A 23111-nucleotide genomic window follows, 5' to 3' on the forward strand; every position below is an offset into this window, starting at 1 on the left:
ACGTACCTTACTTTTTTGAGAACCGCTATATATCGTTTATGGTTGCATCGGAATGATTTAACCTTACTAGGGCGCAGAGGACACAGAGAGAGAAAAGAGGGATTAATACAGGAGGATGAAGAGTGGATTTGATATTAAACCAGAAGCGCCTTCTTCCTTCTTCCTTCTTCCTTCTTCCTTCTTCCTTCTTCCTTCTTCCTTCTTCCTTCCTTCTTCCTTCGATCGACTAGAATTTAATAAATAATTAGAGGCACGGTAGTTATGGCAGTGCAATTAATCAAAAGATTGCTCACCGTAGAAGAATATCATTTAATGGGTAAAGCTGGTATTTTTCCCCAGGGCGATCGCGTAGAATTGATCGAAGGAGAACTTGTACAAATGGCCGCAATTGGAACTCGCCACGCCGGATGTGTCAACCGCCTCAACAGACTCTCGGCTGCAATTCCCGAAACAAGAGCGATTATTGCTATCCAAAATCCTGTTCAGTTGACCGATCGCACTGAACCTCAACCTGATGTAGTATTCCTACAACCCCGTGCTGATTATTATTCAACGGCACATCCTACACCATCAGAAGTTTTGCTGTTGATAGAAGTATCTGATAGTACGGTAGATTACGATCGAGATGTGAAAGTTCCCATTTACGCGCGATCGCAAATTGCAGAGGTTTGGCTAGTAGATTTAGAAGCACAATGCTTAGAAGTATACCGCCAGCCAACACCCAACGGTTACAGTTTAATCCAAAAGTTTTGGCGCGGTCAACAAGTTTCGCCTCTAGCATTTCCTGATTGGGAAGTCAATATCGATTTCATACTCGGATAGTTGCAGCAAGGGGAGCATCTCAGTTTTTCATTTATAGTGCGAGCGTCCTCGCTCGCGAGTATTATACACCTCGCGAGCGAGGACGCTCGCACTACAATAAAAAATATTTTTTGCAACAATGAGATGCTCCCGCAGCAAGCATTCCCAATTACCCATTCCCAATTCCCAAATTCCCAAAATTAAACTACCCGATAAACAAAACTTAAAGTCGCCCAAACATTCACATCCAAAGCCAAATCATCCGTCGATATCCCCAGTTTCTGCACGCCCGGAATACTAGCCACGTGCAAATCTTCCAACACAGCCCGCGCCACATTTAAAGGATTCAACAACATCACCGGCAAAGTATCCCTTGTTTGCTGCATTTCCGCTGCTATTGCAGCCAAAGTGCGATCGAACGAATTCTCACTAACTATAATAAAAGTTTCCGCCAAACCCACAGCCCCAGACACCGCCAAGCCCAAAGCCCCAGCCGCTGGCACGCTTAAATTATCCCCAGGGGCGATCGCCATTGACATCGCACCAGCATCACTTTCAGCCTGATAATTCATCGCCAACAACCGTCCAGCGGTATCCGAGGAAAACACCGCAGCATAAACCGGGCGATCGCTCTCGTTATATAATCTATATTGAATTCGGCTGCCGATCGGCAAACTTAGTATACCCAAGTTACTCGATTTCTCGCTTGGAGCGCTCAGGGGTTCCAACCGGTAATCACCACTCGCCCGCACCGACTCCCGCTGCACCATCACCCGGGCTTGCGGCGCTAGAGTTGCCAAAACCGCCCGCACCTTCAGCCGCGAAGATGTCTCATTGACAGTCAGCCGCAGCAACTTCCCCGCCTGTAAAGCTTTCAACTGCGGAATCAACCGCTGCACCGCCACCTTAACGGCTTCTCCCCCGTCGCCCTGAGTGTCGGGAATCAGCATTTGGCTGACAGAAAACAAACCGTAGCGGCCTTGATACAAAGCAGGCTCGTAAGCCGCAGGAGTCTGAGCGACAATGGTTTCAGAGACTCTCCCGAACCGAAAGTCAGCCGGTTGCTCGCTCCCTACGGCTGAAACTTGCGGTACAGTCGCGAAAGCACTGGTAGCATCCACCCGCTCGATTCGTTCCAAACCAGAGTCTAAAGCTACTGTCAAACCGATGTTTCGCGGCAATACCCGAATTTCTTCCCTCACCAAATCGCCGGCTGTTAATTGCCCTTTTGTACGATCGAGCTTATCTAAAATTTGAGCTTTTGCAGACAAACCGGTGCGCGATCGCAGCAACAGTCGTGAAGTATAGTTGCTATTCTCTAGGGAATCGCTGTCGATCGATTTAACCGACGAATCCACAGCAAACACCGAGCCCTCGCAGCACTCCAAAACCCCAGCCGACAACCCGCCCAGCCACAACTGCACAGTTTTGCCGCCATCTTCCACCGCCGTCACAGCCCCGTCAGCAGCAGCGGAATTTAACATTAAACTTGTGGCAAAATTCAGCGCCGGTGCGGTTGTTAAATTGTCAGGGCGAATTTGCGGTTGCTGCGATAATCCCGCTATTTGCTCGACTGCGCCCGCCGCCCGACTAAAACTGACGCTGAAACTGCTAGCCGGAGTCGCTAACCACAGACTTTGGGTGAGGGCGTAGGTAAACAAACCCGCAGTAAATCCGTTCCATTCTTGTTCCCCGGCGATTTGGGAATTGGCGGCCGCACTCAGCAGGGCGATCGCAGAACCATTGTTTTTGCCTGACTGGAGACCTTCGGCAAACGTTAATTCTGCGAGGCTTGGCTGCCCGATGGTGGGGCGCGGACGGGAACGGATGCGAAAGTTGCCGTTTTTGAGGAAACCCGGGTAGGTGTGACTGGTGTCGAGGATGGCGATCGCATTTTCTGTGGCGAGCGATCGTACCAACTGCAACACCGTTTCCTCTAAAATATCGTTGACCGATCGATTTTCTAACAGCGGTACCACGTCATCAGCAGGTACTAAACTGTTTTGCATTTTTGCCGGAGAGTCTCCAACACTAACTCGACTACCGCAGCCGCTAAAGTGAAAAACCACCACATCACCCGGTTTTGCTTGTTCCCTCAAATGAGTTACAAAAGCCGTCTCGATATTGTCCCTGGTAGCGCCAGCATCAGTCAAAGTCAGAATATCCGACGGCGCAAACCCAAACCGATATACCAGCAATTCCCGCTGCAATTCCACATCCGTCACACAGCCGTGTAGGGGCGAATCTGGATATTGGTCAACCCCCACCAACAAAGCCAATTTACGCGCTGTTGGCTGGGCTAAAGCTTCCAAGTAGCGCGATCCCAACCGCAACCATCCAGCCTCGCTGATTCCGATGGCGGCCAGCACCCGGCCAGCTTGCTGCAAAAATTCCCGCCGCTTGAGTCCCATTTTTAAAGAGTTTTGAATTTTATGTTTTGAATTTCAAGTTAAATACCCCTCTCTAATTTTAGGGGCTTTCATTAGATTGTGACTTATACCAATTCTGAAAACTTATACAACATTAGTAGGATGCGTCGCAAATCTCAAAACCCTGGAATCCAGTAGATGCTGACTGTTAATTCTTAAGATATAGCGGTTCTCAAAAAAGTGAGGTATGCCCTAATGCCCGGTTTTGCGGGTTTTGCCGGCGCAGGCCTATTCCCTATTCCCAGTCGTACCTCATATGAGATCTCGAAAGGCTATAACTTCGGGAGCATCTCATTTTTGTAAAAAGCATTTTTTTCTTATAGTGCTGTCCCCGCTCGCGTATTATTACGATACGCGAGCGGGGACAGCACTATTAAATGCAAAACTGAGATGATCCCATAACTTCTAAGTTTTAACTTTTGAGTTTCAAGCTTAAATTTTACAATTTAAAACTCAAAACCCCCAACTCAAAACTATTCAGAATGCCACCAATACCAAAGTTCAAGACTTAAATCTCGTAACTAAAAATATTCATAGCCTTCGCCAATTCGGCGGCGACTTCGGGTCGAGAAAACTGCGGTGGTGGCAATTTTCCAGCGCGCAGCATCTCGCGCACTTTGGTTCCCGACAAATGCACCCGCTGTTCCGGAGTGCTGGGACTTGTTTTAGTTGTACCCATTTGTTCCGTCACCTTGCAATAGAAAGCGTGCTCGAATTTCATCGGCACAATTCCCAATTCAGAAGGCTCGAACTCGTCAAAAATGTGTTGGGCGTCGAAGGTGCCGTAATAATCGCCAACTCCAGCGTGATCGCGCCCGACAATAAAGTGAGTGCAGCCGTAGTTTTTGCGAATTAAAGCGTGAAAAATTGCTTCTCTGGGGCCGGCGTAGCGCATAGCCGCCGGATTAATTGCCAAGATTACGCGATCTTTTGGATAGTATTTATCTAGCAGGATTTCGTAGCAGCGCATCCGCACGTCAGCAGGGATATCATCATCTTTAGTTGTCCCGACTAACGGGTGCAAAAATAATCCGTCTACTGTTTCTAAGGCGCATTTTTGGATGTATTCGTGGGCCCGGTGGATGGGGTTTCGGGTTTGGAAACCGACTATGGTTTTCCATCCTTTTTCTTTGAACAGTATTCTCGATTTCGCCGGGTCAATTTGATATTGCGGAAACCGCGCATCTAGTTCGCGTTCCAGCAGCCAAACTTCGCCTGCGAGGTTCACTGACCCGGATTGGTCTACTACTTGAACGCCCGGGTGTTTGAGATCGTCGGTACGGTAGACGTTGAGGGCTTCTTCTTCTTTGCTGTAGCGGTATTTTTCTGCAAGTTCCAAGATACCGGCAAATTCACCAGCCGGGGAGTCGAGGCGGACTAAGGCGCCTTCGGTGAGGGTGTCGGCGACTGCTTCGCTGACTGAAAGGGTGATGGGAATCGACCAGGGGAGGCCGTTGGAGAGGCGCATTTCTTTGACTACCGATCGATAATCAGCTTCTACCATGAACCCTTTGAGAGGACTGAAGGCGCCGATCGCGATCATTTGCAAGTCAGAGATCGATCGATCCGAAAGCTGGACTCGCGGCAGGGACTCTGCTTTGTCGAAAAATTCCTGTCTTTGGTCTAGTGTAGCAATGCGGTTGACCAGGATGCCGCCGTGAGGGGCAATGCGGTCTGAATGCTGGCTCATGTCTATTTGAAGTTGGTGGTTTTAGCTGCCAGAATACATAGTACCAAGCCCAGGCAGTAAATCTACATTATTTTTTAATTTTTCTGAAGTTTTGCAGAATGCTGATGAAGGCGGGGCTGCGATTCTTTAAGGAATGAGAATTAAATAACTTACAATTTTAATTAGACCTCTTGCAAAAATCCTTTTAACCAAATTTTGGGACGGGCTAGAAGCCCATCCCACAAGAAAAAAGATTTTTGTGGGATGGGCTTCTAGCCCGCTTCTAGCCCGTCCTAACTATTTTTGCAAGAGGTCTATTATTGTGGGATGGGCGTCCCGCCCGTCCCGAAAAGACGGGCGGGACGCCCATCCCACAAATATGTATAAGTTATTAACTTTTCGTTCCTAAACTCCAAACTCGCACTCCAAACACTCAACTTTTTTGTCCGATCGCGTGCGATCGATTACCATCATAAAAAAAGGTTTGTAGTAAGGTTTGTAGTGCGGACTTCAGTCCGCAAAATACCGCGGACTTCAGTCCGCACTACGAACGGCTGGTTAATCGATCGCACACAATATCACGTTTGCACTTGAAATTTTTCGGGTGCTATTCCCCAATTTACCCAGCTAATTGCTTCTTTAGCCGTTAGCACTTTTGGCGGCACTCGCAAAGCGTGAATGTGTCCCGTACTCGGACAAGTCATCTTCAACAAAAATATTGGCTCTATGTCAACATCATTCTCAATTTTCAACAAAGTATATTCTTGCCAAGTATCCAATTCTATTGCTTGCAATTCTTGACAAATTTTCGGATAGCCGATCGCCCCAATCAACACTCGCCGCACTTCCGCATTCTTTTCTCTTAGCAGCCATGAAGCCTCCCAAGACTCCGGCGCAACTTGACCGATGCTTTCGGGTAACAGCACGCCACGATAAGAGTATACTCTGAAGTTGTCAGCAAATTCGATGGCGGGCTGACATAAAGCGTGGAGCAAATATTCGCTGTCAAAATTAATTCTTCGCGGGCGATCGCACACAAAGCACTTTTTCTCAAACGGGTAAATCCAGCCGCAGTTTTCGACTAAGGCTTTAAAGGCTGAGTACAAAGAGCGATCGCACTCCAATCCTAACACCTCAATACAAAAATCTACCCAACTTCCGTGACAGGCCGAAAGTTCGGATAAGATCCAGTTATTATTATAGGTTATATTGACAAAAAATTGGTGAAATCTGCTGCCCAACTTCTTTGCTAATTTGGCATAAACTTCGTCTTTAACGTGAATTTGGAATTGACTTATCAGTTGAGCATATAGCGGGTTATAGAGTTGGCTGTAAATCTGATTTTCCAGTTTCCGGTCGAGTTGACTTCTTAATGTATCGTACAATTCATTATGAATTTTGTCTCGAATTTCGCTACCAGTTTCCAGACCCGAATCGCGTATCCTTAGCCGTTCAAGAGCTTCCAAAGCTATGTAAGGGCTGTCACAGAAAATAATTTCCGGTTCGCCCAAGCCGATGATGTTGTAGGCGGTGTTGATGGCGGCTGTCGCGATCGGGCGATCGAGTGGTGCGATCGACAGTCCAATTTGCCGCCACTTTTCGCGATAAATGGGAGTTAGCGCTGTTTGTTCGGGAGTTAGTGCGATCGTTGGTACTTTCATCTTGTTTTATTTTCGATTGAATAATTAATTTAGTGCGATCGTTAGGACTTGATTCCTCAAAAATAGAGAAGGACTGAAGTCCTCACTACAAACCTATTTTAGGATAGTAATTATAGCGGTTCTCAAAAAAGTGAGGTATGCCTGCGATGCCTATGCCCTATGCCCTATGCCCTATGCCCCATGCCCCATGCCCCATGCCCCATGCCCTATGCGTACCTCATGTTAGTGAGAAAGGCTATAGATTATTTGTATAAATTAACAATTTTTTGCAAAACCCCTAAAATTAGAGGAAGATTATCGAGATAATAAACATCATCATCAATAATTAAATTATTTCCTTTTAATTTAAGAAACCGCCAGACAACCCCCGAAGTTACACAGCCAAATACGGCAGGGATTGAGTTTTTTTGGCGTTCGTTAAATAGCTGAGCCGCCACCATTTGTGCAGCACACTGCGGCAGACAAGATTCTATTTCTCCGCCTTTTGTTTCTCTAAGTGCAAAAAATGGAACTTTAATTTCAAAATTCAACGGTGTCCCAGACAGTAGAAAGTCGCATTCTCCATGCAATCCCTGAGAAACATCTACATCAAATGCCCAACCGGAAAAAACAGAAAATTGTCTGTGATTTTTTTCTCTAAATTCTAACAAAATAGGAGAAATAATCCGTTCCGAACGTTCTTTTGCTGTTGTTACAGCAGTGTTAGAACTAATTTCCAGAGCTCTCCAAAGCCATTGGGATGGTTCTAAAGGAATAATTTTGGCACTCAAAATTGGACTGAGTGACATCTCCAATCCAAACCGCTCTTTTAATTGTTGGAAAGTGAAGGTTCTGTAGGACATATTTATCAGATAACTCGTTCAACAGTTGACAGTTGACAGTTGACAGTTTGAGAGCGACCTCTAACTAGAAGGAAGAGGATTGGAGTAATGAATATTATGATTTTAATTTCTCTCTCAAAGGGAGAGGTTTTCAACCAATTCTTTATGGTGAAAATAAACATCACTTTGAGATAGAAATCGAGTTGAAAAATGATAAACTAGCTTAAATAGTAAGGGAGCATCTCATTTTTATAAAGAGCATTTTTTTATGTGAGTGATGTCCCCCATCGCACGGGTTAGACAAAGCCCGGGCGATCGGGGACAGCACTATAAAGACAAAACTGAGAGGCTCTCAATAGCAATCCTTAAGGAATTTGTGAACGTCTCTCTTTTTTCTATCTCGCGACGATAAGTAAATCCTAATTTTTTCTTCCTTCTTTTTATCCTGAGCGACTTGTCAGCCAGCGTAGCCGAAGCGAGCCTTCTTCTCTCTGGCATCTTTCCAGGAAGTATCGAGCGCGCAAAGCATTTGTAGTGCTTTTCTCAGCTCGCAAGTCATTGACAGTTGACAGTTGACAGTTGACCGACTGAATGCCTAATGACTAATGCCCTAATGCCCAATCCCTCCGCTTCGCTTCGCCCAATCCCTCCGCTTCGCTTCGCCCAATGCCCAATGATTAATGACAAAAAAGAGATGCTCCCTCTTCTCTCTTCCTTCTAAACATTTAACCACTGAAGGAGTATCTTGGGCGCTGGCAACAAAATAATTAACAAAAGCCCGATCGCCAGCAACCCCAAAAAATCTCGCCTATCGTCCAATTCGCTGACATCATTCAACGCAGGTTCGTCGTTGAGAGGCGTCAAAAACAAAATAATTGCCCACAACAGCAAACCTTGTTCCAAAAAAGAAAGCAGCAGCATACAAATTCTGGCAAATTGCCCGATCGCCATACTAGCCCGCTGGCCAAACATCGCGTGTACAATATGCCCGCCGTCGAGTTGTCCCACAGGCATCAAATTAAATGCAGTCACGATCAAACCCAAATAGCCCGCCACCGCTACCGGATGCAAATTAATCGCAGTTTCCGCATTGAAAGCGCCGCCCAAGGTTAACTTGCTCAACAAAGTCATCAGCAGCGAAAATTTCGGACTAAAAGAGTCAAAATTTAACATTCCCGACTTGTCAGACAGCGGTACAATTGTCGAATGATCCAAACCCCAAATCAACAACGGCACTGTCGCGACCAAACCCGCCAGCGGGCCGGCAATACTGACATCAAATAAAGCTCGGCGGTTGGGAATTGGACTCCGCATTTGAATGAATGCACCAAAAGTTCCCAAGAAAAAAGGAACCGGAATAAAATAAGGCAAAGTCGTGCGAATTTTGTAGAATCTGGCAGCTAAATAGTGACCGGATTCGTGAATTCCCAAAATTGTAATGAGAGCCAAGGAATAAGGCAAACCCTGAAGCAACACATACGGGTTGGACTGCAAAATTTTTTCAGTGACTCCGGCAATTTGCGAGCCGACAATTGTAGTCGTAAACACCGTAATCAGCACCAAAGCTAATGCAAAAAATGGCCTGGTTACAGATTCAGTTTTGACCGAAGTTTCCCCGGATTGGTGGCTGGGATTGGGAACTATCGCAAAAAAAGGTTGACCACTCAAGCTATTTTGAAAGATGACTAAAAAGCGATCGCCAAAATGCTTCTGGACATTCTCCCGAATCGCCTGATAAGCCGCCTCCGGGTTCGTACGCAACTGTCCCCGACAAATGACAGCCTGCGCGCGAAATTCTAAATCTTGCAAAAAGTAAATTGACCAAGGAAAACAATCGCGCAAGCTCGCTTCTTCCTCGGAATCGATCGGGCGCAGGGGCGGTTTGGGCTCTGTCGGTTCACTTCCAGAGCCTGCTATCTGCTCAGCCGTGGAGGCGGTAATTTGCTTGCGCCCCAACTGTACCAAAAACCAGTACAAAAAAGGGCAAACCAGAAAAGGTATAATTACCAACTCGGGCGGTACTTTTTTGCTCGCGCCGTTAACTAAAAGCCAACCGCTCCAAATCAGCGCCGGCGCCATCATTACCAGCCACAGCAGCCATACCGGAGTTCGCGTGATGCGGCTGGTGCTGCTCTGCAACAAGTAGTAAGAGATCAACCCCAATACAAGCAACCATAGTAAAAAAAACATAATATTTATTCCATGCCTCTGAATATATCCTTGAAACAACAGACTTCAGTCTCCAAACAGCCCAGGCTCGTGCTGGAAAATATTTTTGCTTTCCCACCTAACCGGGATACGCTGGGTGCGACAGCTTATTTCATTGTAGAAAACGAATCGAACATCCTGGTAGATTGTCCCGCTTGGGATGAGATTAACCTAGCCTTTTTGCGGGAAAACGGCGGCGTGCGGCTGCTGTTTCTCACCCACCGCGGCGCGATCGCCAAGGCGCGGGAGATTCAGGAAGCCACGGGCTGCGATATCCTGATTCAAGAGCAGGAAGCTTATTTGCTCCCAGGATTGCAACTGACGGTTTTTGAGCGAGAATTTGCTGTGAGCGATCGCATAAAAGCATTGTGGACTCCCGGCCACTCTCCTGGTTCATCTTGCCTTTATGATACTGGCAGCGGTGGAGTGTTGTTTACCGGCAGACACTTGCTCCCCAATCGAGAAGGCGCTCCGGTACCGCAGAGAACGCCAAAAACTTTTCACTGGCCGAGGCAAATTAACAGCGTGCAGTCAATTATCGATCGATTTTCGCCTTCGACTCTTCAATATATCTGCCCCGCTGCGAATACTGGTTTTTTGCGGGGAAAAGGATCGATCGATCGAGCTTTTGAGCAATTAACTAATCTGGATTTAACAGTTTGTTTGCAGAATCAAGAACACCGGGCGGTTGAAACCGCGTCTATACAAGCAAAACCCGCCTCCGCGGGTTGAAGGAGACGGCGGTTTCAACCGCCGTCTTATCAATCGCGTATTGGGTTGAAATTACCTTATTTTCTTCAGTCCACGGAGGTGGACATTGTTTCTGTAGACGCGGTTTCAACCGCCGTTTTATGTTATTCCGCCGATTATTACCGCCGATTATTAGGGCCGATTATTACCGCCGATTCTTATGGAAAAAACCGAAAAACAAAAAATGCTCGCCGGCGAATTGTATCTAGCTGCGGATGAACAATTAATTGCCGATCGCCAGCGAGCCCGCCGCCTCGCCAGAATCTACAATTCTACCCGCGAAGACGAACCTGAGAAACGGTTAGAAATCCTTGGCGAATTGTTCGGTGCAATCGGCCCCAAAATTGAAATCGAGCCGCCTTTTTACTGCGACTTCGGCAGCAATATTTATGCGGGAAACGGATTGTACATGAATTTTGGCTGCGTGATTCTCGACTGCAATCGAGTTAACATCGGCGAAAATTTGCTGTGCGGCCCCAACGTGCAAATTTACACTGCTTTTCATCCCACCGATCCGGAAATCCGACTTTCTGGCCGAGATCTCGCCTCTGAAATTAATATTGGTAATAATGTTTGGATTGGCGGCGGAAGTATTATTTGCCCGGGAGTCACTATTGGCGACAATAGCACGATCGGCGCAGGCAGTGTTGTTGTCAAAGATATTCCCGCCAACGTCGTGGCGGCGGGGAATCCTTGCCGAATCATCCGGCAGTTGCCTTGATGTGGTAGGATCGACTAACTGGCGCGATCGGCTTTTTGGAGCTTTAAACAAAAATTTTAGAGACTAGAACCGCCAGTTTGAGATTTTTCAGGTAAAATCCCCCGAAAAAATCTCCGGCAAAAATCTCAAATCGCTTAATTTCTCCCTCCCGGTTTCTCCACTACCAACCTTTTCTTATGACGACTGCAACAGTTTATCCCAGCGCACCCGAACTCGGCACCGACGACTACATAGTAGTGGGTTTAGCCACCTGCTTCATCAAAGAAGAAGGCGAAGTTCATCAAGTAAAAGTAATCGAACCTATCCCCTCAGCAGCTTTGCAAGCAATTGTCAAGGGAATTCCCACATCTTATGAAATGGCTTGGGGGACGACTTTAGGCTCGATACTCGACGGCGAATCACCCAAAAGGCTGCCGGAATTCCCCGCCGAAGCTCAGTTTAGCGAAGAATTTGGCTTTCGGGCGATCGCCGCAGCCCGCACTTACAAAATCCGCCCCGAGGCTCAAGTTCACATTCCCTTAGGAACAGTTCGCAACGACTTTACCTATTCCTTAGAACGCAAAAGAGTGCTGAACACCGAGCGCGTCATTCGCACTGAAGACAATGTGAAACAGCACGAACACACTCACAAGGTTCTATAAATAAATCGCCAAACAGCAGCTATTTAGCACCGCAAAAAGTTTTGAGATTTGAATTAAAGATTTAACAACAAATTTTTCGTTCAACAATAACTCAAAACTTTTAATATTTTATGATTGCGGCAACGCCATACATATCAATGTAGGGTGCAGTCCGCACCTTATCTAATTGCACAAAAGCAATATATTTCAACATTACCAAACCAGTCAATCCACCTAATTAAACATAAAATATGAGTGGCTAACAAAGCTGGCTGTGTATTCCCTCTCTCTTCTTCCTTCTTGTTCCCTCTTCCTTTTTTTGACGCTCGCGAATCCGAATGGCATCTGCCTTCTTGCCTCTCTCTTCTTCCTTCTGACTGATGAAAACTGTCAACTGTCCCAGATTTACTCTTTTTTTCAACATCGGGTGCTTGTGGGCTATCTTGCCCAATTGACATAAATTATTAATAGCAGTTAACAAAACTATGAAAAATTTGAATAATTAAATTGTTGAATAAATATTGTAGTTTCTCAAAAATATGGTAGAATCTGATTCCAGTCAGACAAGGTGAGCGGGCCGGCGGGAAAAAATTCAAAAATCCCCGCAATTATTGCTAGTAGTTTCAGACTGCTGACAGGCGGGCAAGTTCATCGCTGGTGAGCTGAGAATTTCAATCTCACAAATTGGTCAAACCATGGGAAGCTTTGCGAAAGTGAAGTGGTGGAAATTAACTCAACTATTGCCAGCGAGATTTAAGGGCGAATACGATCTGCGCTACAAAATCGCGTTGTTAATTTTGGGCGTAACAATTATGGCAGCTAGCATCGCTGGTTGTATCAGCTATCAAAGGGTTCGCCGCTTGATTGTCAACAATTTAGAGCGAAATGTTTTGTTAGAAGTTAAGGAGCGCGGTAATAAGATCGATCGCTGGATCGGCACGAGAAAGACTGAGCTCGAAACCCTTGCTAACACTCCTCCGGTGCGATCGATGAATTGGTCTGTGGCAGGGCCTTATTTAAAATCCGAAGTAAATCGACTGCAAGACTTCAAGCATTTCGCATTAATCGAACCAGATGGTTCTTATTATACCACAAAAGTTGGCAGAGCTTTGATTAACGTTAGCGATCGCCAACACTTCAAAAAGGCAATGGCTGGGCAAGTATATGTTTCAGATCCTACCATTTCTCGCACGCTCAAAAAACAAAGTATTGTTCCCATTTCGGCTCCGGTGTGGTCAAATTCTCAGGAGAATCAACCAAAAAAGGCGATCGGAGTAATGAACGGTGTCATTACTATCGACAGAATTGGGGAAGTAGCGGGAAAGCTGGAATATGAGGCAGGAAGTTACGCTTTTGTACTCAATTCTCAAGGAGTGCCGATTGTCCATCCCGACACTCGGTTAATGGGAAATATTGACAAAGCTGCTCCCAGTCTTTTAGAGTCCGCAGATCCTAATTTGGCGAATGTAGTCCGGGAGATGGTTTATCAAAAAACGGGCATTGTACTGACTCAAATCAACGACGCCAGAGTTTATGTTGCCTATCTTCCTTTAGAACAAGCTGAATGGTCGATCGCCCTAGTAATTCCCAGCGACAATCTCGAAAAAGAACTGTTCGCCTTAAATAGATTAGCAGCAGCAGCCACCGGACTGTTCGCCGCAGCTATTTTCGCGGTAATTGTGGCACTGAAACTGTTTTCCCAAAAGTGCATCCGCACTCGCGCAGAAGCCCTTCTCCACCGATTGACAGGCCGCATTCGCGCTTCCTTGGAGCTCGATCGCATCCTGCAAACTACAGTAGACGAACTCGGTACTTTGCTAAAGCTCGATCGGGCAATTTTCGGCTGGTACGACCCGCGACAAGATACTGTAGAATTTTGCTGGGAATATTGCCGGGAAGGTTTACCGGGGCGCTTGGGAATCTTCGGCGCCCAAACAGGGCCCTCTGGAGATTTAGCTGCACGGCTGCATCGGTGCGAAACGATACTTCTCAAGAAAACCTCCGCCCCCGATGCCACAGACTCTCAGGAAGCAGTGCATCTCGAACTCACAGACAGCCACTACGCAGCAGTACCCGTACTGACTCAGACTAATCGGCTGGGATATCTGTTCGCTTGTGCGAATCGGCGGTTTGCGACTCCCGACGAAGTGGAAGTTTTGGAGGCAATTGCAGACTCACTGGCGATCGCAATTTCCCAATCCCAACTCCACGGGCAAATTCAAGAAGAACTCAAACTTTTAGAAGAAGTATTAGCACAACTCAGAAGAACCGAAGAGCATTTAGTACAAAGCGAAAAAATGACAATTGTCGGTCAACTCGCCACCGGAATTGCCCAGGAAATTAACAACCCAATTAACTTTATTTACGGCCGTCTGATTCACGTCAACGATTATCTCAATAATTTGCTGAAGATACTTCGCCTCTACCGCGAACAATATCCCACACCTGTGCCGCGAATTGCCCAAGAAATAGAGAGCTTCGACCTAGATTTTATCAGCGAAGACTTGCCACAAATTCTCAACTCTCTGAAAATAGGAACCGATCGCATACGCCAGAGCATCCTGGCTTTGCGGAACATTTCACTTCCAGATGAACCCAACAAAGAACGCGCCAACCTTCACGAAAGCATCGACAATATTCTACTGTTGCTCGCTCACCGACTGGAGAAAAAAATATTAGTAATCAAGGAGTACAGCAACCTACCACCAATTTTGTGTTATCCCGGTCAACTGAGCCAAGTATTCGCTAATATCCTCAGCAAGGCGATTGATGCTGTTAACAGGATTGACAAATTCGATCAAACTATTACAATTAAAACAGATATTGTCGAGCATTCAACAGGCAGATTTATTGCAGTATCGATCGCCCACAACGGTTCCCGAATTCCGCCGGAAATTCAACAGAGAGTATTTGACCCATTTTACCATACTAAATCATTAAAAAATTTTACAGGATTGGGGCTGTCGGTTTGCTATAAAATTATTGTAGAGTTGCATGGCGGGCGCATGACAGTTCAATCTCCAGTTCAATCTCAAATTCAATCTCCAACTGAAGGCGGTGCTGAGTTTATAATAGAATTGCCGATATTTTGAGCGGGTATTCCGCAGCCTAGGAAACCCGCCACAAATCTTGTCGCTCACCACAAAAAGCTTCATATCGGTTAGTAGTGAGGACTTTAGTCCGCATTCATGAAGGACTGAAGTCCTCACTACAAACCTAATTCTAAATTCTTCACCAAACTTGATATGATAGGATTAGGGGAATAATAAAGGAGCAGCCACAGCAAACAACCAACCTCCCATCACCAAAACTTCTACAACAATTAATACGATATTTCTGTTCATTTTTTCATTAAGAGCGATCGGACTATTATTCTTGTTACCATTTTTTACGGATTGGTTATTGAAAAAAGTCTTCTTCACATTTCTAGTCAGAGCAACTTCTGCTTCAGCTTCTGCACTAATTGGCTGACATTCTTCACTTTCACCACAAAGAAGAAAGAAATAAGAAATAAATAAAATTTTAATCCCCAATCCCCAACTTACCTAGAATTCAGAGTGACAGGTTCCTGATAATTAGAAGTGTAACCTGGTAAAACTTTTATACTCGGTTGGGCGACCCGCAATGTTAAAGAAAGACGAACTTTGCCACTTCTATTATAAATCGAACGATGTACAAGTTGATCGGTAAATAAAATAAACTCACCGGGTTTTAAAACTACCGGAATCGCCTTCTCTTCAACTTCATTGGGAACTCGAAAAAAATGATTCCCACTAAAGAAATCGGTAATTTTGACTTGACATTTTTTGAGGTCACTTTTCGAGATATATTCAAACCCGTTTGTCTCCGTTACTTCTGTTAAACCAATATAAATATTAATTGTTTTTCCCTCCCCAGTCAGTAAATTAGGATAAATATCTCGATGCCAAAAAGGAATTAATTGACGCGAGGGATAATTGACCCATAATTCTGACCGCCATAATTGTAAATTGTCTCCTAAATAAGCTGTCAGTATTTTCAATAAATTATCATCTTGACACAGGTGCAACACCGCAGCCGAATCTAAATGTCTTTCCATATAGAATTGGCCTTTGTAACATTGAACCAGCAGTAACATAATTGAACCAAATTGGCACCTCAAAAGGGCTTTTAATGCCTGAGTCAATAAAACTTTAACGGGCGGTTTTGGTAAAACTTCCTTAAAGATACGATCGCAAATAGTCGCGAGTTCATCCTGATTCAACTTGAGATCGTAAGGCCCCCATATCCCATCAGTAGCATCATAATTATTTCTTTGTTTCTGGACGGATTGATTGCAGCCAGTCCATAATAAACTTTTTTCCCATAACTGTTGGCATAAATCATTATTTTGTGCTAATACAGGTAATGTTATTTCTTGTCCTGTTCGACCTAAAAATTTACCTGCGATCAACTCAAATTCTGGAGAATTTGCACATAAGAGACTGCTATAAGCTCCGTTTTCTGGACTAATTCCTAAACCGAGATATTTGCTCAAACGATGACCGATGGTAATATTAGATTGGACAAAACCTGGATGAACTGCGTTAACTGTGACATTGGTTAATTTTTGGGCAAGTTGTCTGGTTAAGAGCAACAGGCAAAGTTTTGACTGGTTATATGATTCGATAAAATTTAAGGGTGTTTTTTTGACAAATAAATCCCAGTTAATTTGAGTTGGTTTTAATGCTAAATCTGAGGAGACGAAAATCACGCGACTTGAGGGAAAATCTGGTATTTTAGATAATAATAAATAAGTCAGAAGAAAATGACCTAAATAATTTGTTCCCCAAATCAACTCAAATCCTTCTTGAGTCATGCCTCTGGCATCGAATATTCCGGCATTATTGACGAGGATATGTAAGGGCAAATTTCGGTCTTGAAATAGCTTGACACAGTGACGCACTGACTCTAAGGAGGCGAGATTTAAGGGTAAATATTCTATATTGGGATTTCCAGTGGTTTCACGGATGTAGGCGATCGCGCTTTTAGCTTTTTCTTGGGAACGACAAGCAATAAAGACATGATGTCCTAATTTAGCTAAACCTAAAGATGTCATTAAACCCACACCGGAATTACCACCTGTAACGAGACAAACTTGCATAAATTAATTGATTTTTGAGGTTGTTGGGAGTTATTATAGCCTTTGTCAGAAAGATGAGGTACGTTGTTGGGCTTCAGCCCTTCTTAGTTTAGTGGTTTTATAAGCTGTCAGTCATACCTCATTTTTTTGAGAAAGGCTATAGCCTTTCTCAGAAATATAAAGTATAGCTGACTATAAATGGAGTTTTTGATTCGGCATTGCTTACTAGATAATAAATATAAGAGGGCTTAAGCCCAACAACATACCTCATTACCTTTACGATCACTTGTTAAATAGTTTGGTCTGTGGTGATTTTACCAGAAATAATGCACAATCAATGGGTTCTCGATTAAGAGCGATCGACAAAAGAGCGAATTTTCCGCCACCAAACAGCCGGTGAATCCTCCGGGCGGTATTTGCGATCGAACATCGACAAAATTAGGGGCCAACCTCCCACCTTCGCACTCATCAACAAGTGTATTAGCAGACAAAACACCAATACCACCCAACCAGAGAGGTGCAAATAATACCAAACCTGTGTCAAATCCCCAGCCGGCAGCCATTCTTCCTTAACCATACTGCCAGATGCGATCGCAAAAGTGAGCGCTAACAACATCAAAGTATTCACAATCCGGTGCAAACTGTACCACCAAATCGGTGTTCCCAACTGCGCCAGTTTGGCAAAAGAATCTTGCTGCACCAACCGTCTTTGACCTGCATGGAAACTATACAATGCAAAAGCTGGCATCACTCCTAAAATTAACAGCTTGCCAAAAGTGCCGTGAATCCCGATAATGTCTGCAATCCGAGGCACGGGGACTTTCCCGAAGCGCCCGTCATAGGTGTTGTACACTATAAATGCGCTCAAAATTGATAAAAGGGCGATCGCAGCGTTAGCCCCGTGCAGTAATCTCAGCAGCAATGGTTGGTAAGGTCGAGATTGTGGCATTCTGAATTTTGTGACTTGATAAATAGTCTGCCATATAATACAGCTAATCCCGGCATTTTTCAACAGTCAATTGTGAAACAAATGTGACGTAAAAATGAATGAATTATGAAATATTGCTATTTTACTAAAGTTTAGTGTAAACTAAAACAGTCGATTAGAATATTGTAATTATAACATCTCATAGTTAACAAAAATGGATGGCAGAATCTTGTTTTTACACTTAACAGAAGTGCCATTAGTTATGGGTCAGTAATCGGTAGCGCTGTCCCCGGCTCGCGAACGTTATTAGTCATTAGTCAGTAATCGGTAGCGCTGTCCCCGGCTCGCGAACGTTATTAGTCATTAGTCAGTAATCGGTAGCGCTGTCCCCGAAAAGTGAACGTTATTAGTCATTAGTCGTTTTCCCCACCGTAACATCGGGAGCATCTCAGTTTTGCAAGAAGCATTTTTTATGGTAGGTAGTGCGAGCTTAAGAGCTCGCACTGTAAATGCAAAACTGAGATGATCCCGTAACATCAGCATTCTCAGAAGGTTCTAATTTCAAATGGCTAATTCCCAATCAACAACTATCAACTGACAACTATCAACTATCAACTATCAACTGTCAACTGACCAAAAATGCTATAACAACAATATTGCATTACAAGGATAAAAATTCCGTGCTAAAACTTTACGGCCAAGGTCGCAGTAGGGCCTCAATTGTCAAGTGGTATCTCGAAGAAATAGCGGTTCCTTACGAATTCGTCTTGCTGGATATGCAAGCAGCGGAACACTTGCAGCCTGAGTTTCTGGAAATTAACCCGATCGGCAAAGTACCAGCTATTGTGGACGGAGATTTTAAACTTTGGGAGTCCGGGGCAATTTTGCTGTATTTAGCTCAAAAATATGGTAAGATGCCGGACACTGTGGAAAAACAAGCCGAAATCGTGCAGTGGGTCATCTTTGCTAACGCCACTCTCGGCCCGGGAATATTTGTCGAAGCCAGCCGCGATCGCGAAACCCCGAAATTGTTACAACCATTAAATAGCATTTTCGAGAAACAGCAGTTTTTAATGGGCGATGAATTCGGTGTCGCTGACGCAGCAGTCGGATCGATGTTGATTTACATTCCGATGATGCTACAAGTCGATCTCAGTCCTTACCCGGCTGTTTTAGATTACATGAAGCGCATCTCAGAAAGACCGGCATTTAAAATTGCGATGGGCCAGGGCTAAACATAGCATATCAAAATTATTCAGATCTCTGGGCTCTTTCTCTGCGTTCTCTGCGGTTAAATAATTCCAAAATAACCGTAAACGAGATCGGCTCAAAAACTCAACAGCTAAAAGCAGGGGCAATTGGTAAATTGCCCCTGCTTTTTAATGAAATGAAACTTATCTGAACCCGACAGCCGCTTGCCAGACAAAAGCCAGCAGCAAGAAAAACACGGGAATCACTGGCAAAACATTAATCAAAGGATCAAAGATCGCATAAGCTTCGGGGAGTTTAGCCAACAGTAATGCAGCTTCCATGAATCAACCTACCTATCCAACACAATTTTAATAATTGTCGCATATCTTCACCAAAGCCAATCAAGATCGATCGACAGTTGGTGCCAGCCAGTGGGCAAACTCTTCAGTAAATCGATCGGCCAAAATCGCCTCCCGCATCCTCCCAGTAAAGCGAATCAACTCTGTCACGTTGTGCAGCGCCAGCAAAGTATAGCTGAGTGCTTCCTTAGCCCGCGCCAAATGTGCCAAATAAGCCCGGCTGAATTTTTGGCAGGTATAGCAAGGACAAGACTCATCCAGCGGAGCAAAATCCTCCCGAAACCGAGCATTTTTCAAATTCCAGCGTTCCCCACGCACAAAAGCCGTGCCGTGACGGCCCAGCCGAGTCGGAATCACGCAGTCAAACATATCTACGCCACTCGCCACAGCCAAGGCCATTTCGCGATAGGTGCCAATCCCCATCAAATAACGGGGTTTATTTGCCGGTAACAGGGGCGCAGTAACTCTCACAATATCTGCGATCAAATCCCCCGATTCGCCGACGCTAACTCCGCCGATCGCATAACCGGGCAAATCCAAGTCTACCAACTGGTTCGCTGCGCGCGATCGCAAATCTGGGAAAACGCCCCCCTGCACGATGCCGAACAAAGCTTGCTCCGGGCGTGAGTGAGCTTGCATACAGCGTTGCAGCCAGCGGTAAGTGCGATCTGTGGCCGCCTCCACCTCGTCCCGTGTAGCGGGGTAAGGCGGACACTCATCGAAGGCCATAATCACGTCAGCGCCCAACTCGTTCTGAATCTCGATCGACTTTTCCGGCGTTAAATTAATGATGCGGCCGTCGCGGGGAGCTCGAAAAGTCACCCCATTCTCAGAAATAGTCCGCATTTGGCTCAAGCTAAACACCTGAAAGCCGCCCGAATCCGTCAGAATCGGGCCAGGCCAAGCCATGAATTTGTGCAATCCGCCCGCGCCGGCGACAATCGCTTCCCCGGGCTGCAAGTGCAAATGATAAGTATTTGCCAAAACCATTTGAGAACCTGCGTCCTCAAGATGTGCCGGTGTCAAGGTTTTGACATTAGCCAGCGTCCCCACCGGCATAAATTTAGGCGTTTCCACAATACCGTGGGGAGTCGCAAAAACCCCTGCACGTGCTTGGGTATGGCTGCAATTAGCCTGACATTTAAAAGAAAATTTTGCCTTGTCTTCAGTCATTAGTCACCGTCGATCGTTAACCGCTACTGGGCAGTCCGTGTTATGTAATCTATTGTTGTTGACATCGCGACAAAAAAAACCATGACCCCGCCCAAAAACGGAGACAAGTTTCCGACAATCGTCGTGGAGAGCAAAAAATTTTAGACCTTAACTCTACCTCCCAGATTCAAAGCTGCGAGGAAATCTAAAATCTAAAATCTAAAATCTAAAATCGACTGACTGACGATTAAAACGGAGAATCATCCTCATCCAATTGCAGATCCCAATTTCCTGAGAGTACCTGATCGACCACCGCATCCAACGCCGCAGCATTTAAATTGCGGGCGACTTGTTCTTGCAAGGGATTGGAGAGAGGAATTAACCGCAACTGCCGTCCATCTTGCATCAGGTCAAAATAAGAACCTTCTTCTGGGGAGTGTTTCAGTTCCAGGTAATCAAAACTATATACGTTCAAATAAAGCGCGTGGTTGGCAATCAGGGTAGAACGATCGGGGTTGGCGAAGACTTCGAGCACATAACCTTCCCCTTCGCTGTAAATCTTGCCATCTTGGATGTGAAGGTAGCGGACACGTCCTAAATCAAACAGCAATCTTTTGATATCGCGCTTGTTGACGACAATGCCTGTATCGATGATGCAAGGAGCAACTACCCTGTTATTTAATTGGTCACTCATGGAGCAAAAGCCTCTGTTGTAATATGTTCCCGACTTGGAAATCAGGGAGTTAGCTAGAATTCTGGATACGGGAAACGCGGATCTTAAGTTTAGCCATTTTAGATTGGGATCTTCGGGATCGCTGCCGGCAGAGGTTTTCCGGGGAAAAGAGCTCGGGCAGGAGGAATGCCCGATCCAAAGGACTAGGCTGTTACAATTCCAATTCTGGCACAGGCTAATGGATTAGCAACCGCATACAACATGAAAAATTTTCTACCTTATCAAAAAATTGGGTTGAAAACCCCGTCCTTATAGGACGGCTTTTTGCCATTGTTAAGTAAAATAACAAATCCATCTTCACAAATGAAGATGGTAGAATAAACAGATCAGACAAGATTTAAAAACCTACCCCCTCCCGGTGGGAAAGTCTACGCCTAAAACATTTTTGAGGACATATGATTACGCACTTAAGCGTGCAAACGTAGTCAGCCTGGGAACCCTAGCAATAGGGATATTTTGACAGAAATGTCTTAAGAATCCCCGTACCTTGATAGTCGGGGAGTGTCAAGATGGATGATAAATTGGTTCGCTCTACGATCGACTTTTTCCGGAATCAAGGTGCCGCCATCGCAGCGGCCGTCGCTTTTTATACTTGCTTGCCGGTACCGATGTCTTGGACTTTGGAGTTTCGGGGCATTGCTCGCTTGGCACCGGCGATCGGGCTTTTGATTGGTGGGATGCTGGGACTCGCGGATTTTGGGTTGCAGTTGTTGGGTATGCCTGCTCTGACTCGATCGGCCTTGGTGGTAGTTTTAGGCATCGCGGTGACTGGCGGGCTGCACCTAGACGGGGCGATGGACGCGGCGGACGGGCTGGCAGTCCCCGACCCGGTTCGCAGGCTGGAAGTGATGCGGGACAGCGTTACAGGGGCTTTTGGAGCGATGGCTGCGATCGCGATCGTCCTGCTCAAAACTGCCGCGCTCTCGGACTTGAGTAACTATCGGTGGTTGGCTTTGATGGGTGTGGCGGGTTGGGGGAGGTGGGCCCAACTGGTGGCGATCGCCCGCTATCCGTATCTCCGCCCGGAGGGGAAGGGAGCTTTTCATAAAGAATCGATTTATTCACCTTTTGATTTTATCCCAGGAGTGCTGTTGCTGCTGAGTTTGAGCGTGTTGCAAGTTGTCTTGGAGGGCGATCGCTGGCTGTTGGCGGTGGGGATGGCTTTGGGGGGAAGTGCGATCGGAATTTTTGCCGGAGCCTGGTTTAACCACCGTTTGGGCGGCCACACGGGCGATACTTACGGTGCTGTTGTTGAGTGGACTGAGGCTTTGTTGTTATGTCTGTTGGCGGCATTGCAAGGTTAAATTGTTTCTGAGTTAACAGCACCATTCTGGATCATCCAAACGAAAAAGCTGAGGATTTGCTCGACTGGGGGCAGAGGATAGACGGATAAGTCGATCGTCACAATTTGGTTTTCGAGTTTGATAAATTGCCATTGAATGCCATTACTCACGCTCCCATAGATGATGGGGATGTTTTTTTCTTTGGCTTGATTAAAGCGTTGAGCGGCAACCATTTCGGCAATACATTGACCCAATCCGCTTTTGAGGTCGGTCTTTTTAGCTTCGACAATTACAACGGCGGGGGCTTCAATTTCTAGCACTTCGGACGATCGCGCCAGCAGAAAATCAAACACTCCATTCAGTCCGACAGCTTCGTCGATCGTGAAATCTTCGCCGGAGAAAAGGCTAATTTGGCGATCGAGAATCCGCCTCACTTCCAGCAGCACCGGATAGATAATCCCTTCCGATCGCGCTTTTTCACTTCCCGATGTAGCGACGATGGGGAGGCTATCTTGGAGGGTGCCGCTGAGGATGTCTGAGGGTGCGATCGGGCTTAGCGGAGGTATAAAGCGAGTTCCTTCTTGGACTGTCAGACCGAAAGCTTGTTTCGCTTTGGCGATCGTAGTAAATTGACTGTATGGCATAATTTTTTATCCTTCACGATTATAAATTTTGTTTCGGTTT

Annotated in this window: 21 protein-coding genes; 7 read left to right on the forward strand and 14 right to left on the reverse strand. The window is 45.7% G+C overall.

The genetic code is table 11. From position 1 onward, the window contains the following. Positions 1-102 precede the first annotated feature (102 nt). Entirely contained in the window at positions 103-273 is a 171-nt protein-coding gene (locus JGK36_RS08905) for a hypothetical protein (RefSeq protein WP_293183439.1), read from the reverse strand. Here JGK36_RS08905 and JGK36_RS08910 point away from each other — a divergent pair. Beyond that, a complete protein-coding gene (locus tag JGK36_RS08910) occupies positions 262-822 on the forward strand; it encodes a Uma2 family endonuclease (protein WP_293183437.1) in 561 nt (186 codons plus the stop codon). The two genes, JGK36_RS08905 and JGK36_RS08910, sit on opposite strands and share 12 nt — an antisense overlap. 179 nt (positions 823-1001) lie before the next feature. On the opposite strand, the gene JGK36_RS08915 is transcribed toward JGK36_RS08910, so the two are convergent. The 5 genes from JGK36_RS08915 to JGK36_RS08935 form a co-directional block, all read right to left on the reverse strand. After that, positions 1002-3212 carry a caspase family protein gene (locus tag JGK36_RS08915; RefSeq protein WP_293183435.1) on the reverse strand — a complete coding sequence of 737 codons (2211 nt, stop codon included), beginning with the start codon at positions 3210-3212 and terminating at the stop codon, positions 1002-1004. Positions 3213-3738: 526 nt separating this feature from the next. After that, positions 3739-4920 carry a sulfate adenylyltransferase gene (gene sat, locus JGK36_RS08920; RefSeq protein ID WP_293183433.1) on the reverse strand — a complete coding sequence of 394 codons (1182 nt, stop codon included), beginning with the start codon at positions 4918-4920 and terminating at the stop codon, positions 3739-3741. 557 nt (positions 4921-5477) lie between these two features. Further along, a complete protein-coding gene (locus tag JGK36_RS08925; protein ID WP_293189892.1) occupies positions 5478-6560 on the reverse strand; it encodes a DUF6745 domain-containing protein in 1083 nt (360 codons plus the stop codon). A 242-nt stretch (positions 6561-6802) separates the two neighbouring features. Continuing rightward, a complete protein-coding gene (locus JGK36_RS08930) occupies positions 6803-7348 on the reverse strand; it encodes a hypothetical protein (RefSeq protein WP_293178481.1) in 546 nt (181 codons plus the stop codon). Between the two features lie 750 nt (positions 7349-8098). Beyond that, positions 8099-9571, reverse strand: coding sequence for a site-2 protease family protein (locus JGK36_RS08935; RefSeq protein ID WP_293189890.1), 1473 nt, complete (start codon positions 9569-9571; stop codon positions 8099-8101). 30 nt (positions 9572-9601) lie between these two features. On the opposite strand from JGK36_RS08935, the gene JGK36_RS08940 reads away from it, so the two are divergent. From JGK36_RS08940 to JGK36_RS08950, 3 genes are all read left to right on the forward strand, one after another. Next, complete coding sequence (locus tag JGK36_RS08940; protein ID WP_293178475.1) at positions 9602-10321, forward strand: MBL fold metallo-hydrolase; 720 nt, start codon at positions 9602-9604, stop codon at positions 10319-10321. 178 nt (positions 10322-10499) lie between these two features. Beyond that, entirely contained in the window at positions 10500-11060 is a 561-nt protein-coding gene (locus JGK36_RS08945) for a sugar O-acetyltransferase (RefSeq protein WP_293178472.1), read from the forward strand. 176 nt (positions 11061-11236) lie between these two features. Beyond that, positions 11237-11701 carry a hypothetical protein gene (locus tag JGK36_RS08950; protein ID WP_293178469.1) on the forward strand — a complete coding sequence of 155 codons (465 nt, stop codon included), beginning with the start codon at positions 11237-11239 and terminating at the stop codon, positions 11699-11701. Between the two features lie 238 nt (positions 11702-11939). Here the strand turns inward: JGK36_RS08950 and JGK36_RS08955 are convergent, their stop codons facing one another. Continuing rightward, positions 11940-12104 carry a hypothetical protein gene (locus JGK36_RS08955; protein WP_293178467.1) on the reverse strand — a complete coding sequence of 55 codons (165 nt, stop codon included), beginning with the start codon at positions 12102-12104 and terminating at the stop codon, positions 11940-11942. Between the two features lie 289 nt (positions 12105-12393). Here JGK36_RS08955 and JGK36_RS08960 point away from each other — a divergent pair, with 289 nt between their 5' ends. Then, complete coding sequence (locus JGK36_RS08960) at positions 12394-14772, forward strand: cache domain-containing protein (protein ID WP_293189887.1); 2379 nt, start codon at positions 12394-12396, stop codon at positions 14770-14772. A gap of 162 nt (positions 14773-14934) precedes the next feature. On the opposite strand, the gene JGK36_RS08965 is transcribed toward JGK36_RS08960, so the two are convergent. The 3 genes from JGK36_RS08965 to JGK36_RS08975 form a co-directional block, all read right to left on the reverse strand. After that, complete coding sequence (locus JGK36_RS08965) at positions 14935-15213, reverse strand: hypothetical protein (RefSeq protein WP_293189885.1); 279 nt, start codon at positions 15211-15213, stop codon at positions 14935-14937. 8 nt (positions 15214-15221) lie between these two features. Next, on the reverse strand, positions 15222-16802 hold the full coding sequence (locus JGK36_RS08970) for an SDR family NAD(P)-dependent oxidoreductase (protein WP_293189883.1): 1581 nt from the start codon (positions 16800-16802) through the stop codon (positions 15222-15224). A gap of 328 nt (positions 16803-17130) precedes the next feature. Continuing rightward, positions 17131-17730 (reverse strand): cytochrome b/b6 domain-containing protein, encoded by a 600-nt coding sequence (locus JGK36_RS08975; protein WP_293196486.1) that lies wholly within the window; start codon positions 17728-17730, stop codon positions 17131-17133. 659 nt (positions 17731-18389) lie between these two features. Between JGK36_RS08975 and JGK36_RS08980 the strand changes: the two genes are divergently transcribed. Then, positions 18390-18944, forward strand: a complete 555-nt coding sequence (locus tag JGK36_RS08980) for a glutathione S-transferase family protein (RefSeq protein WP_293178452.1) — start codon at positions 18390-18392, stop codon at positions 18942-18944. Between the two features lie 159 nt (positions 18945-19103). On the opposite strand, the gene JGK36_RS08985 is transcribed toward JGK36_RS08980, so the two are convergent. From JGK36_RS08985 to JGK36_RS08995, 3 genes are all read right to left on the reverse strand, one after another. Continuing rightward, the gene (locus tag JGK36_RS08985) at positions 19104-19241 is read right to left on the reverse strand and encodes a photosystem II reaction center protein K (protein WP_293149949.1); all 138 of its coding nucleotides are present in this window, start codon (positions 19239-19241) and stop codon (positions 19104-19106) included. A gap of 60 nt (positions 19242-19301) precedes the next feature. Further along, a complete protein-coding gene (tgt, locus tag JGK36_RS08990) occupies positions 19302-20432 on the reverse strand; it encodes a tRNA guanosine(34) transglycosylase Tgt (RefSeq protein ID WP_293178449.1) in 1131 nt (376 codons plus the stop codon). A gap of 226 nt (positions 20433-20658) precedes the next feature. Next, positions 20659-21105 carry a hypothetical protein gene (locus JGK36_RS08995; protein WP_293178446.1) on the reverse strand — a complete coding sequence of 149 codons (447 nt, stop codon included), beginning with the start codon at positions 21103-21105 and terminating at the stop codon, positions 20659-20661. A gap of 548 nt (positions 21106-21653) precedes the next feature. On the opposite strand from JGK36_RS08995, the gene cobS reads away from it, so the two are divergent. Continuing rightward, entirely contained in the window at positions 21654-22448 is a 795-nt protein-coding gene (gene cobS, locus JGK36_RS09000; protein ID WP_293178443.1) for an adenosylcobinamide-GDP ribazoletransferase, read from the forward strand. On the opposite strand, the gene JGK36_RS09005 is transcribed toward cobS, so the two are convergent. After that, on the reverse strand, positions 22445-23071 hold the full coding sequence (locus JGK36_RS09005) for a hypothetical protein (RefSeq protein WP_293178440.1): 627 nt from the start codon (positions 23069-23071) through the stop codon (positions 22445-22447). The two genes, cobS and JGK36_RS09005, sit on opposite strands and share 4 nt — an antisense overlap. Between the last annotated feature and the right edge of the window lie 40 nt (positions 23072-23111).

This window comes from Microcoleus sp. PH2017_35_SFW_U_B, from assembly GCF_020737865.1.
Lineage (GTDB): Bacteria > Cyanobacteriota > Cyanobacteriia > Cyanobacteriales > Microcoleaceae > Microcoleus.